Origin of the sequence: Chryseobacterium sp. B21-037 (assembly GCF_028570785.1) — a bacterium.
GTDB lineage: Bacteria > Bacteroidota > Bacteroidia > Flavobacteriales > Weeksellaceae > Chryseobacterium > Chryseobacterium proteolyticum.
Map to the genome: position 1 here is coordinate 4,281,378 of NZ_JALGCB010000001.1, position 13,051 is coordinate 4,294,428.

The 13,051-nt window shown below is 39.6% G+C and carries 7 protein-coding genes, 2 tRNA genes and 3 rRNA genes; 10 read left to right on the top strand and 2 right to left on the bottom strand.

Going from position 1 to position 13,051, the window contains the following annotated elements; genetic code table 11:
* Positions 1 to 446 precede the first annotated feature (446 nt).
* From MTQ00_RS19115 to rrf, 5 genes are all read left to right on the top strand, one after another.
* Positions 447 to 1,963: ribosomal RNA gene (locus MTQ00_RS19115) — 16S ribosomal RNA — on the top strand.
* A gap of 219 nt (positions 1,964 to 2,182) precedes the next feature.
* Positions 2,183 to 2,256: transfer RNA gene (locus MTQ00_RS19120), tRNA-Ile, on the top strand.
* Positions 2,257 to 2,342: 86 nt separating this feature from the next.
* A tRNA-Ala gene (locus MTQ00_RS19125) sits at positions 2,343 to 2,416 on the top strand.
* Positions 2,417 to 2,588: 172 nt separating this feature from the next.
* Positions 2,589 to 5,343 (top strand): 23S ribosomal RNA (locus MTQ00_RS19130).
* 162 nt (positions 5,344 to 5,505) lie between these two features.
* Positions 5,506 to 5,614 (top strand): 5S ribosomal RNA (rrf, locus tag MTQ00_RS19135).
* The 16S, 23S and 5S rRNA genes sit together here with 2 tRNA genes alongside, the layout of an rRNA operon.
* Positions 5,615 to 5,877: 263 nt before the next feature.
* Here rrf and MTQ00_RS19140 read toward each other — a convergent pair.
* Positions 5,878 to 7,506: an acyl-CoA carboxylase subunit beta gene (locus MTQ00_RS19140; RefSeq protein ID WP_273650658.1), complete on the bottom strand. Its 1,629-nt coding sequence runs from the start codon at positions 7,504 to 7,506 to the stop codon at positions 5,878 to 5,880.
* Between the two features lie 461 nt (positions 7,507 to 7,967).
* Here MTQ00_RS19140 and MTQ00_RS19145 point away from each other — a divergent pair, with 461 nt between their 5' ends.
* Genes MTQ00_RS19145 through MTQ00_RS19155 form a run of 3 tightly spaced genes read left to right on the top strand, consistent with a single transcriptional unit; the run spans position 7,968 to position 10,709 of the window.
* Positions 7,968 to 8,843, top strand: coding sequence for a DMT family transporter (locus MTQ00_RS19145; protein ID WP_273650659.1), 876 nt, complete (start codon positions 7,968 to 7,970; stop codon positions 8,841 to 8,843).
* 17 nt (positions 8,844 to 8,860) lie between these two features.
* The gene (locus MTQ00_RS19150; protein WP_172283528.1) at positions 8,861 to 9,943 is read left to right on the top strand and encodes a PorV/PorQ family protein; all 1,083 of its coding nucleotides are present in this window, start codon (positions 8,861 to 8,863) and stop codon (positions 9,941 to 9,943) included.
* A 10-nt stretch (positions 9,944 to 9,953) separates the two neighbouring features.
* Entirely contained in the window at positions 9,954 to 10,709 is a 756-nt protein-coding gene (locus tag MTQ00_RS19155) for a hypothetical protein (protein WP_273650660.1), read from the top strand.
* Between the two features lie 111 nt (positions 10,710 to 10,820).
* On the opposite strand, the gene MTQ00_RS19160 is transcribed toward MTQ00_RS19155, so the two are convergent.
* The gene (locus tag MTQ00_RS19160) at positions 10,821 to 11,390 is read right to left on the bottom strand and encodes a fasciclin domain-containing protein (protein ID WP_172283532.1); all 570 of its coding nucleotides are present in this window, start codon (positions 11,388 to 11,390) and stop codon (positions 10,821 to 10,823) included.
* Between the two features lie 254 nt (positions 11,391 to 11,644).
* Here MTQ00_RS19160 and MTQ00_RS19165 point away from each other — a divergent pair, with 254 nt between their 5' ends.
* Positions 11,645 to 12,214, top strand: coding sequence for an RNA polymerase sigma factor (locus MTQ00_RS19165; RefSeq protein ID WP_273650661.1), 570 nt, complete (start codon positions 11,645 to 11,647; stop codon positions 12,212 to 12,214).
* A 1-nt stretch (position 12,215) separates the two neighbouring features.
* On the top strand, positions 12,216 to 13,034 hold the full coding sequence (locus MTQ00_RS19170; RefSeq protein ID WP_273650662.1) for an anti-sigma factor: 819 nt from the start codon (positions 12,216 to 12,218) through the stop codon (positions 13,032 to 13,034).
* Positions 13,035 to 13,051 lie beyond the last annotated feature (17 nt).

Consider the following 13,051-nt stretch of genomic DNA (forward strand, 5'->3'; position numbering starts at 1 on the left):
ATATGAACTAAATATGAATTTAAATATAAAATGATTTGGATTGTTTGATGAATAAGGTGTACTTTTGCCCCACTGAAAACGAGAGATAGTAGGTAGCGCAGAAGAGGGTAATTATAAACGAAAGATTTAAAAAAAATAAATAATAATTTATTTTGAAAATTGAGAAAAGTTTGTATCTTTGCAGTCCCAATTAAGGGAGCGCGGAGTAAAATTGAGATAAGTGTTAAAGAGGGATTAAGGTTACAGAAAAAAACTTTAAAATTTTCTTCAAAAACATTTGGTCAGTTCAGAAACATTAATTACTTTTGCACTCGCAAATCTAAAGCAATAACGACAGAGAAAAAGCTTTAGAGAAAAGCGGAAGAAAAGAGATCATTGAAATACAATATAACAACCAAGTAAGGAAAAACTAAAGCGTCAAAACTTTGAGTGAGTCAGACAAACATACAATGGAGAGTTTGATCCTGGCTCAGGATGAACGCTAGCGGGAGGCCTAACACATGCAAGCCGAGCGGTATAGATCTTTCGGGATCTAGAGAGCGGCGCACGGGTGCGGAACACGTGTGCAACCTACCTTTATCAGGGGGATAGCCTTTCGAAAGGAAGATTAATACCCCATAATATATTTGATGGCATCATTAGATATTGAAAACTCCGGTGGATAGAGATGGGCACGCGCAAGATTAGATAGTTGGTGAGGTAACGGCTCACCAAGTCAATGATCTTTAGGGGGCCTGAGAGGGTGATCCCCCACACTGGTACTGAGACACGGACCAGACTCCTACGGGAGGCAGCAGTGAGGAATATTGGACAATGGGTGAGAGCCTGATCCAGCCATCCCGCGTGAAGGATGACGGCCCTATGGGTTGTAAACTTCTTTTGTATAGGGATAAACCTACCCTCGTGAGGGTAGCTGAAGGTACTATACGAATAAGCACCGGCTAACTCCGTGCCAGCAGCCGCGGTAATACGGAGGGTGCAAGCGTTATCCGGATTTATTGGGTTTAAAGGGTCCGTAGGCGGACTCGTAAGTCAGTGGTGAAATCTCATAGCTTAACTATGAAACTGCCATTGATACTGCGGGTCTTGAGTAAGGTAGAGGTAGCTGGAATAAGTAGTGTAGCGGTGAAATGCATAGATATTACTTAGAACACCAATTGCGAAGGCAGGTTACCATGTCTTAACTGACGCTGATGGACGAAAGCGTGGGGAGCGAACAGGATTAGATACCCTGGTAGTCCACGCCGTAAACGATGCTAACTCGTTTTTGGGTTTTCGGATTCAGAGACTAAGCGAAAGTGATAAGTTAGCCACCTGGGGAGTACGAACGCAAGTTTGAAACTCAAAGGAATTGACGGGGGCCCGCACAAGCGGTGGATTATGTGGTTTAATTCGATGATACGCGAGGAACCTTACCAAGGCTTAAATGGGAAATGACAGGCTTAGAAATAGGCTTTTCTTCGGACATTTTTCAAGGTGCTGCATGGTTGTCGTCAGCTCGTGCCGTGAGGTGTTAGGTTAAGTCCTGCAACGAGCGCAACCCCTGTCACTAGTTGCCATCATTCAGTTGGGGACTCTAGTGAGACTGCCTACGCAAGTAGAGAGGAAGGTGGGGATGACGTCAAATCATCACGGCCCTTACGCCTTGGGCCACACACGTAATACAATGGCCAGTACAGAGGGCTGCTACCAGGCGACTGGATGCTAATCTCGAAAGCTGGTCTCAGTTCGGATTGGAGTCTGCAACTCGACTCTATGAAGCTGGAATCGCTAGTAATCGCGCATCAGCCATGGCGCGGTGAATACGTTCCCGGGCCTTGTACACACCGCCCGTCAAGCCATGGAAGTCTGGGGTACCTGAAGTCGGTGACCGTAACAGGAGCTGCCTAGGGTAAAACAGGTAACTAGGGCTAAGTCGTAACAAGGTAGCCGTACCGGAAGGTGCGGCTGGAACATCTCATTTTAGAGCGTTGAAGAACGTTAAACAAAATAAAGGTACTTAAGTGTACCATGTACTTACTTAAAGAGAAGCTTTAGTTTTTTATTTGGTTGATATATAAAAAAATACAACACCCACTAGAAATTAGTAAAAGGGAAGAGATTAGACAAGAGGAAAGATAGAAGATAGAAAGACCATGTAAGTCTGATATCTGGATCTTAAATCTGCACAGTCTAACAAGACAGTCTCGTAGCTCAGCTGGTTAGAGCGCTACACTGATAATGTAGAGGTCGGCAGTTCGAGCCTGCCCGAGACTACTAATTATAAGACGGGAAGAGATCAGATATAAGACATGAGACATTAAGTCTGAGATCTAGGATCTGATATCTGAAGTCTACTAGAGGGGGAATTAGCTCAGCTGGCTAGAGCGCCTGCCTTGCACGCAGGAGGTCAAGGGTTCGACTCCCTTATTCTCCACAGTTTGTATATGTAAAAAAGAAGCATGTAAACCTCATGACGAGAGCCGTCATTGATACATGAATACGTTTTACATTAATACAGAAGAAATAAAGATCATTGACATTAACGGTAAAGACATCACAAAGAGAAAACCGAGCACTTATAAGTGCTTGAGTAACCTAAAAATAGGAAAGAAATCGTTAAGGGCGTATGGCGGATGCCTAGGCTTTCAGAGGCGACGAAGGACGTGGTAAGCTGCGAAAAGCTGCGGGGATTGGCACACACGAATTGATCCGCAGATGTCCGAATGGGGCAACCCAATACATTGAAGATGTATTACCTCGTAAGAGGAGCAAACCCGGAGAACTGAAACATCTAAGTACCCGGAGGAAAAGAAATCGAAGAGATTCCGTAAGTAGTGGCGAGCGAAAGCGGATTAGCCCAAAAGTCTTTATATATTTAGAAGAACGTACTGGAAAGTGCGGCCATAGACGGTGATAGCCCGGTATTCGAAAGGTATATATAGATGATAAATGAGTAGGGCGGGACACGTGAAATCCTGTCTGAATATGGGGGGACCATCCTCCAAGGCTAAATACTCCTGAAAGACCGATAGTGAACAAGTACTGTGAAGGAAAGGTGAAAAGCACTTCGAATAGAAGGGTGAAATAGAACCTGAAACCGTACGCCTACAAGCGGTCGGAGCCCACAAGTTGGGTGACGGCGTGCCTTTTGCATAATGAGCCTACGAGTTAATTTTACTAGCGAGGTTAAGGACTTCAGGTCCGGAGCCGGAGCGAAAGCGAGTCTGAATAGGGCGGATAGTTAGTAGGATTAGACGCGAAACCTTGTGATCTACCCATGGGCAGGTTGAAGCTCTGGTAACACAGAGTGGAGGACCGAACCGGTTGACGTTGAAAAGTCTTCGGATGACCTGTGGGTAGGGGTGAAAGGCCAATCAAACTGGGAGATAGCTCGTACTCCCCGAAATGCATTTAGGTGCAGCGTTGATTATAAGTTTATTAGAGGTAGAGCTACTGATTGGATGCGGGGGTTTCACCGCCTACCAATTCCTGACAAACTCCGAATGCTAATAAATGTTGATCAGCAGTGAGGGCATGGGTGCTAAGGTCCATGTCCGAGAGGGAAAGAACCCAGACCAACAGCTAAGGTCCCCAAATATATGTTAAGTTGAAGCAACGCGGTTGGACTGCATTGACAGCTAGGATGTTGGCTTGGAAGCAGCCATTCATTTAAAGAGTGCGTAACAGCTCACTAGTCGAGCGGTCCGGCATGGATAATAATCGGGCATAAACATATTACCGAAGCTATGGATTTGTACATTGTACATCTGGTAGGGGAGCATTCTGTTTGCGCCGAAGCAGTATCGTGAGGTATTGTGGAGCGGACAGAAAAGAAAATGTAGGCATAAGTAACGATAAAGGGGGCGAGAAACCCCCTCACCGAAAGACTAAGGTTTCCTCAGCCATGCTAATCAGCTGAGGGTTAGTCGGGACCTAACGCGAACCCGAAAGGGGTAGTGGATGGACAATGGGTTAATATTCCCATACTTGCTCACACTAAAAAGGGGACGGAGTGCCGTACCTGCTGGAGACTGACGGAATAGTCAAGGCCTAGCCTTCGGGCGAAGCTGCTGCAGGGAAAGTGCTTCCAAGAAAAGCCGAAGTGAAGCAACCCGTACCAAAACCGACACAGGTAGTCGAGGAGAGAATCCTAAGGTGCTCGAGTGAGTCGTGGCTAAGGAACTAGGCAAAATAGTCTCGTAACTTCGGAAGAAGAGACGCCATCAGCAATGGTGGCCGCAGTGAAGAGGCCCAGGCGACTGTTTATCAAAAACACAGGACTCTGCTAAATCGAAAGATGCTGTATAGGGTCTGACACCTGCCCGGTGCTGGAAGGTTAAGGAAGGGCGTTAGCGTAAGCGAAGCGTTTGACTGAAGCCCCAGTAAACGGCGGCCGTAACTATAACGGTCCTAAGGTAGCGAAATTCCTTGTCGGGTAAGTTCCGACCTGCACGAATGGTGTAACGATCTGGGCACTGTCTCAGCCACGAGCTCGGTGAAATTGTAGTATCGGTGAAGATGCCGATTACCCGCAATGGGACGAAAAGACCCTGTGAACCTTTACTATAACTTCGTATTGACTTTGAGTAAGTAATGTGTAGGATAGGTGGGAGACTATGAAGCAGGCACGCTAGTGTTTGTGGAGTCAACGTTGAAATACCACCCTTTACTTACTTGGAGCCTAACTTCCTTTAGGAAGGACATTGCGTGGTGGGTAGTTTGACTGGGGTGGTCGCCTCCAAAAGAGTAACGGAGGCTTTCAAAGGTACCCTCAGCACGCTTGGTAACCGTGCGTAGAGTGTAATGGCATAAGGGTGCTTGACTGTGAGACCTACAAGTCGATCAGGTGCGAAAGCAGGACATAGTGATCCGGTGGTTCCGTATGGAAGGGCCATCGCTCATAGGATAAAAGGTACTCCGGGGATAACAGGCTAGTCTCCCCCAAGAGCTCACATCGACGGGGAGGTTCGGCACCTCGATGTCGGCTCGTCACATCCTGGGGCTGGAGAAGGTCCCAAGGGTTGGGCTGTTCGCCCATTAAAGTGGCACGCGAGCTGGGTTCAGAACGTCGTGAGACAGTTCGGTCTCTATCTATTGCGGGCGTTAGATGTTTGAGAGGGCTTGATTCTAGTACGAGAGGACCGAATTGAACAAACCTCTGGTGTATCAGTTGTACCGCCAGGTGCACCGCTGAGTAGCTATGTTTGGAAGAGATAAGCACTGAAAGCATATAAGTGCGAAACTCGCCTCAAGATGAGACATCTTTTAAGGGTCGTGGGAGATGACCACGTTGATAGGCTACAGGTGTAAAGTTGGTAACAGCATAGCCGAGTAGTACTAATTACCCGTAGATTTATAGCCTATAGGTTACACTAGTTCAAGTCTTATAAGTGCAATACTGGTTTTGCCTTTGTGATGAAATTTACCGATAAAACAGATGTCAGATACAAGAACATCAGATGACAGACTTTATAATGAGTCTGAAATCTGAAATCTAGCCTCTGATATCTTATATACCTTCTTTAGGGTGGTTTTAGCGGTGGGGCTCACCTGTTCCCATTCCGAACACAGAAGTTAAGCCCACCAGCGCCGATGGTACTGCGACAAGCGGGAGAGTAGGTCGCCGCCAGTTTTTATTAAAAGTCTCATACATGAATTTGTATGAGACTTTTTTGTTTTATACCTATACATATCTATACCTACTACACCATACCATAGGAATAAAAGATCAATGATCACTGATCATTGATGAATTATAAATGATAAAAGATCATTCATCAACTATCAATCATTATTTATCAATTATCAGTTATGAACAATAGCTAGTTAATAAATACAAAAAAGCCCTACTTTTTCAAATAGGGCAATAAATATATATTGAAAATTGTATCATTATCAAACCTGTATTACTCCCAAATTAAATTTCTCCGTTATAGGGGAATGATTAGCAGCTTCAATACCCATAGAGATCCATTTTCTGGTATCTGTAGGATTAATGATGGCATCAGTCCATAATCTGGCCGCAGCATAGGTAGATTCGGTTTGTTTTTGATATCTTTTGGATATGCTATCTAAGATTTCATTATGCTCTTCTTCACTAATTTCTTTTCCTTGTTTTTTTAATGTTGATTCCTGGATTTGAGCTAAAACTTTTGCAGCCTGAGCTCCTCCCATTACGGCAAGATCAGCCCATGGCCATGCAACAATGAGTCGCGGATCATATGCTTTTCCACACATTGCATAATTTCCTGCTCCATATGAGTTTCCGGTAATCACAGTAAATTTAGGAACTACAGAGTTGGCTACTGCGTTTACCATTTTTGCCCCGTCTTTAATAATCCCTCCATGTTCTGATTTGGATCCTACCATAAATCCTGTAACATCCTGTAAAAAGATCAAAGGAATTTTTCTCTGATTACAATTAGCGATAAATCTCGTTGCCTTATCTGCAGAGTCGGAATAAATAACTCCTCCAAACTGCATTTCTCCTTTACCACTCTTTACTAACTTTCTCTGATTGGCCACAATTCCCACGGACCAGCCATCTATTCTTGCCGTAGCACAAATAATAGTTTTTCCGTAATCCGGCTTATATTCTTCAAATTCGGAATTATCTACCATACATTTAATAATATCTAATGTATCATATTGTTCAGCTCTTGAAGCCGGCATTATCCCAAAAATGTTTTCAGGATTCTCTTTCGGTGGAAAACTTTCAATTCTATCAAAACCTGCTTTTTCAGTACTTCCAATAGATTTCATGATATTCTTAATCCTGTCTAAAGCATCTTTATCATCTTTTGCTTTGTAATCTGTAACTCCTGAAATAGAACAGTGCGTAGTTGCTCCGCCCAGAGTTTCATTATCGATACTTTCACCAATGGCAGCCTTTACAAGGTAGCTTCCTGCGAGGAAGATAGAGCCTGTTTTATCAACGATCATTGCCTCATCACTCATAATGGGTAGATAAGCACCTCCGGCCACACAGCTACCCATAACAGCAGAAATCTGTATAATTCCCATAGAACTCATTTTGGCATTGTTTCTGAAAATTCTTCCAAAATGTTCTTTATCAGGAAATATCTCATCTTGCATAGGCAAATAAACACCTGCTGAATCTACAAGGTAAATAATGGGAAGTTTATTCTCCATAGCAATTTCCTGCGCTCTGAGATTTTTCTTTCCGGTAATTGGAAACCATGCACCTGCTTTTACAGAAGCGTCATTCGCTACAACAAGGCATTGTCTACCCGAAACATAACCAATGACAACTACTACACCTCCTCCGGGGCAGCCTCCATGTTCCTCATACATCTCATAACCTGCAAATGCTCCCACTTCTATGGAATCTGAATCTTTATCGAGAAGATAATCAATTCTTTCTCTTGCAGTCATTTTTCCTTCTTCACGTGACTTTTGAAGTTTTTTCTCTCCACCTCCTTTTTTTATTTCGGCAAGTAAACGATTTATTTCGGATAATTTTAATCTGTTTTGATCTTCTCGTTTGTTGAATTCGATATCCATAAAATTATAATTTTTTACGCCTAAAGATACTATTTTTAAAGAGAATATAAATTTTATTAAAACACGTGTTTAATAGTTTGGTTTACAGAAAATTGTGAAATATTTAACAAGAAATTATTTTTAATTAATTGATATTTTTTCTAACTTTACGTAAGAGTATTGAGGAGTATTATTGCTCTTTAATTACTCTGTTCCTAGTTTATTTTTTTAATAGTTTATTATTTGAAAGCCCCGAAAGTTGTCCAAATTTTCGGGGTTTTTTGTATATGTATTTTGCGATTAGATATATTAAGATTTTTTTGATCTCCTCATCATTAAATATGGCTCTTCATGAAAGTTTAGTAAATGAAAATGGGAGTTTATTATAATAATATCTGTTTTTCTTATTCAAATCTATTTTTTATGAAAGGAATTGGAAATGCTATTTGTAAATTTGCATTTTAAAAATTTAAAGGTAGGTTATGCATAAATTAGCACTTTTCAGATTGCATTTAATAATTTTTTTATGGGGATTCACTGCAATCTTGGGGAAACTGATTCATGCCAATGCTCAGATTCTGGTTTTCTACAGAATGCTATTTGCCGCGATATTCCTGTATGCTTACATAAGAATTTATAAAAAAGAGAGTATAAAAGTCTCAAAGAAAATATTTTTCCAATTGGCGGCGATTGGTACTGCAATGGCGGCTCATTGGTTTTGTTTTTTTTATTCCATTAAAGTTTCGAATGTTTCTATTGCATTAAGCTGTTTATCATTATCTACTCTTTTTGCGTCAATATTAGAGCCTATTATTTTTAAAAGAAAAATAGATATTTCGGAAGTTATCATGGGAATTGTTATCGTGGCTTGCATCCTGCTGATTTTTAAAACAGAGTTTCAATATAAAGAAGGGATACTTTTTGGTGTCTTGTGTGCTATTTTTGGGACGATATTTTCCGTTTTCAATGGTAAGATGTTTGGGAAAACAAGTTCAGGGAATATTATTTTTTATGAAATATTCTGTGGATGGTCAGTTTTATTGATATTTTATTTATTTTCAGGGCAAATTTTTCAAATGAACGAAATAAACTACAGGGATTTGGCGTTAATATGCTTGTTAGCAAGTGTTTTTACCGCTTTTCCAATGTTGGAATCAGTGAATCTGATGAAGTATATTTCTCCTTTTACACTTATTTTAACAGTTAATTTAGAGCCAGTTTACGGAATTATACTAGCTTTTTTTATCTTTGGCGAATCGGAGCATATGAGCCCTATATTTTATATAGCATCATTGGTGATGATATTAGCAATTATAGCTAATGGGCTGATAAAAGCCAGAAAACAAAAAAAAAACTAATTAAGCATCAAATTTATATGATGAAAAAATATCTACTATTCCTATTTTCTTTAGCATTTGGATTTTTTCAATCTCAGATCATTAGAAAATATTCCAATGAATTTTTAAATATAGGGGCAGGAGCAAGAGGCCTGGCGATGGGTGGAGCAGTTATTTCCAATCAGGATGACGTTTATTCTCCCATGTGGAATCCTGCAGGTCTTATGTCTATCGAAAGAGACTGGCAAGGAGCTGCGATGCACGCCGAATACTTTGAATCTATAGCAAAATATGATTATCTTGCCTATGCTAAAGTGATGGAAGAGGGAGTTTTCGGAGTCTCAGTAGTGAGATTAGGGGTAGATAATATCCTGAATACGACTCAAATGATCGATTCTGAGGGAAATATTGACTATGACAAAATCACCAAGTTTTCGCAGTCAGATTATGCTGCTATTCTGTCCTATGCATTTCATCCTGGCGGTAACACAAAATTGGATGTGGGTGTTAATGCCAAGATTGTTTACAGGAATGTAGGGAAATTTGCCAGCGGATATGGATTTGGTTTTGATGTAGGGGCAATTTATAAAGCTGATAATGGATGGAAATTTGGGGGAATGCTTCGTGACGCTACCACCACCGTTAACTTTTGGAGCATCAATCAGAAGGAGTTATCAACAGTTGTGAACGGAGAAGAGTTTAACCCTGCTCCAAAAGATAAAATGGAGCTTACTATGCCTAAACTTAATGTAGGAGCAAGTAAAATGTTTGAAATCAACAGCAGCGTTTATGTTTTACCGGAAGCCGGAATCAATGTGGATTTCGCTAAAACTGCAGCTTTAATTTCCACAGATTTTGCCAGTATAACACCATATGCAGGAGCGGAATTGGGATATCAGAAAATGATTTTTGTACGCTTGGGAGTGAATCGTTTTCAGTCTATCACGGATATTGAAGATCTGAAAAGAAAGGTTTCTTTTCAGCCGAGTGCAGGTTTGGGAATCAGATACCGGGGACTTACTCTCGACTATGCTATTACTAATTCAGGAATCGGAGGATCGAATTTTTATTCCAATTTTTTTTCTCTTAAATTAGATATGGGAACATTTAGAAATGATTAAAAAATAAAATATGAAAAAGGGATTATTTGCTATATTGACAGTTTGTTCGATACTTGCTTTCGGACAAAAAGTATCTGATTATAAGTATATTTCTATACCTGAAAAATTCAGCACTTTTAAAGAAAGTTTCGATTTGGATATTGCTTTGGCGAAAGCTTTAAAAGGTAAAAAATATGTTGTTCTTCAGGGAAGCCGGGAGCAATGGCCTGCTGAAGCTAAAGAAAATCCTTGTAATATTGTAAATGCCGATGTCATTGATGATAGCGGGTTCTTAAGAAATAAAGTGGTCGTTCAGTTTAAAGACTGTCATGATAAGGTATTACTGACCGGTAAAGGAGCATCAAATATTAAAGATTATAAAGAGGGATTTCAGGATGCATTAAAACAAACTTTTGTTTCTATTCCTGTTTCTTATCCAACGATAATAGCTGCTCCGGCTGAAACGAAGACCAATGAGCAGGTGCAGGTTGCTTCAGTTCAGGATAACACTAATACAGCTTCATCAACAGGAAGTTCTGTAAACAAATATAGTAACGGAGCAGTAACCCTACAGAAAATTCAGATTGATAACAGTCAGTTTATACTTGTGAAATCGGATAGCTCTGTTCCTTATGCGACTTTTAAGGAAACAACAAAAAAAGAGGTGTTCAGAGTGAAGCTTGCAAATGGAGATAATACTATCGGTTATTATGAAAATGGAAACATTGTAATAGAAATTCCTACCGGAAATGGTAGTTATTCTAAAGATGTTTATGCAGGTAAATAAGAAAATGTAAAAACTTCAGAGGTTTTTAGGAAACTACATAAAATAAGTAACCCCTTACCAAAATAAAAATAGGTAAGGGGTTATTTATTAAACCATAAAAAAAACTAAGAATTAAGGCATCAGAACCGTATCTATTACATGGATAACGCCATTAGACTGATTAACATCTGCTATGGTAATTTTTGCACTGTTCCCTTTCGCATCTTTTACATAAAGGTCTTTGCCTTTTGTCCAGAAAGTAACATCTTCTCCTTCCACCGTTTTCATCATACTTTTTCCATTTCCTGCTTTTACAGCGGCCCAGATTTCCTTAGCATTAAACTTTCCGGCAAGTACATGATATGTCAGAATTTTAGTAAGCATTTCTTTATTCTCCGGCTTAACCAGGTTTTCAACTGTTCCTTTTGGAAGTTTAGCAAATGCCGCATCTGTAGGCGCCAGTACAGTAAATGGACCAGCTCCTTGTAGGGTTTCCACTAATCCGGCAGCTTTTACTGCTGCTACCAGTGTTTTGTGATCCTTGGAATTAACAGCGTTTTCAATGATATTTTTGGATGGATACATAGCGGCTCCACCTACCATTACTGTTTTTTCTTTCATCGTTTGTGCAGTTACCGTTCCGCTAAATGCGAATGATAATACAACCATTCCGAATACTGCGATTTTTGATCTTGTGTTCATTTCTTTGATTTTTTTAATTAAATAGTATTTGATTTCTTGTTATGATCATTTACGACATTCATCTTGTTTTAGATTTAAAGATTTTTATTTTTTTAGTCGGAAATAAAAATCCAAACAAACAGAACTAGTGAAAAAATATGGATCTGTAGGAATTGATTTTAATATACCTTTCATATTCTTGTAATTTGTTAATTTCATATACGATGTAAAAGAACTTTTAGATTTTTGTTATTATATGTTTTATTTTATTACATTTGAATCGAAAAATATTCGCTATTAAAACAAACTATTCGGAGGAAGAACTTATCGTTTTATTGAAGGATAAAAACGAAGCTGGTTTTCATTATTTGTATGACCATTATTCCGGTGCACTATATGGTGTAGTACTTCGAATCGTACAATCAAAAGAATATACTGAAGAAATTATTCAGGATGTTTTTGTTAAAATCTGGAATTCTATCCAACAGTATGACAACAGTAAAGGAAGATTCTATACGTGGATGATCAATATTGCAAGAAATACAGCGATCGATTATCTAAAATCTAAAAGTTTTCAAAACGAATTAAAAAACCAACCAATTCCGGATTTCGTATATAACAGTGCTGAACTTTCTACCACAAACAATACCTCTGATTTTATTGGCTTTAATAATGTGCTTGAAAGTTTGGAAACTGATAAACAGGAACTTATTGATCTGGCTTATTATCAGGGATACACACAGAATGAAATATCTGATAAATTGAAAATACCTCTGGGTACGGTAAAAACGAAGATGCGGAATGCATTAATAAAATTAAAGGATTTGTTAAAAGATTATCAATAAATTGAACACTAAGGAATACATATCATCCGGAATTATAGAATCTTATATTCTAGGACTTGCTTCTCCCGAGGAGGCAGGCATTTTGGAGTGTGTGATGAAAAATAATGCTGAAGTAAAAGCTGCTTTTGATGAAGCACAAAAAGTACTAGAGGATCTGGCAACTGCTCAGGCTGTTGCCCCACCTAATGAGTTAAAATCTAAGATTTGGGAAAAGATTCAAAAAGAACAAACTTTTGAAAAAATTACACCTGCAGCGCAGCCAACGCAGCCTTTCGGAGATGTAACAAATAGATCGAAAGAAATTGCAAATACAAAAAATAACATCTGGAAAACTTATGCAATCGCAGCTTCGGTCTTATTTTTAGTAAGCCTTACCGGAAATTTGTTTTGGATGAATAATCAGTCTGAAAGCAAAAAAGAGATCGCAAAATTGGAAACTGAAAAACAATCTAAAGATGCGGCTCTGCAAAAGATGAATGAAAAATGGACGATGATATCCAGCCCTGATATGCAAATGGTTATGCTAAAAGGAGTGGAAAAACATGCAGATTCCAAGGCAATGGTATTTTGGGACAAAAAGACCAAAGAGGTCTATCTGAACGCAGAGGCTTTGCCTAAAGCTCCGGAAGGAATGCAATATCAATTATGGGCCATTGCAGACGGTAAACCCATAAGTGCAGGAATGTATACAGAAGAAAAAGATAGTAAAATTGCTCTTTCTAACATACCGAAAGCGCAGGCATTTGCTATCACCCTTGAAAAAGCGGGTGGAAGTGATGTGCCAACTATGGAAAATATGTACGTAATGGGAGGTGTATAAATACCTTCTGATCAAAA

Bases quoted from the DNA above. Each gene is read 5' to 3' on its own strand.
- MTQ00_RS19140 (WP_273650658.1), bottom strand. From the start codon at position 7,506: ATGGATATCGAATTCAACAAACGAGAAGATCAAAACAGATTAAAATTA.
- MTQ00_RS19145 (WP_273650659.1), top strand. From the start codon at position 7,968: ATGCATAAATTAGCACTTTTCAGATTGCATTTAATAATTTTTTTATGG.
- MTQ00_RS19150 (WP_172283528.1), top strand. From the start codon at position 8,861: ATGATGAAAAAATATCTACTATTCCTATTTTCTTTAGCATTTGGATTT.
- MTQ00_RS19155 (WP_273650660.1), top strand. From the start codon at position 9,954: ATGAAAAAGGGATTATTTGCTATATTGACAGTTTGTTCGATACTTGCT.
- MTQ00_RS19160 (WP_172283532.1), bottom strand. From the start codon at position 11,390: ATGAACACAAGATCAAAAATCGCAGTATTCGGAATGGTTGTATTATCA.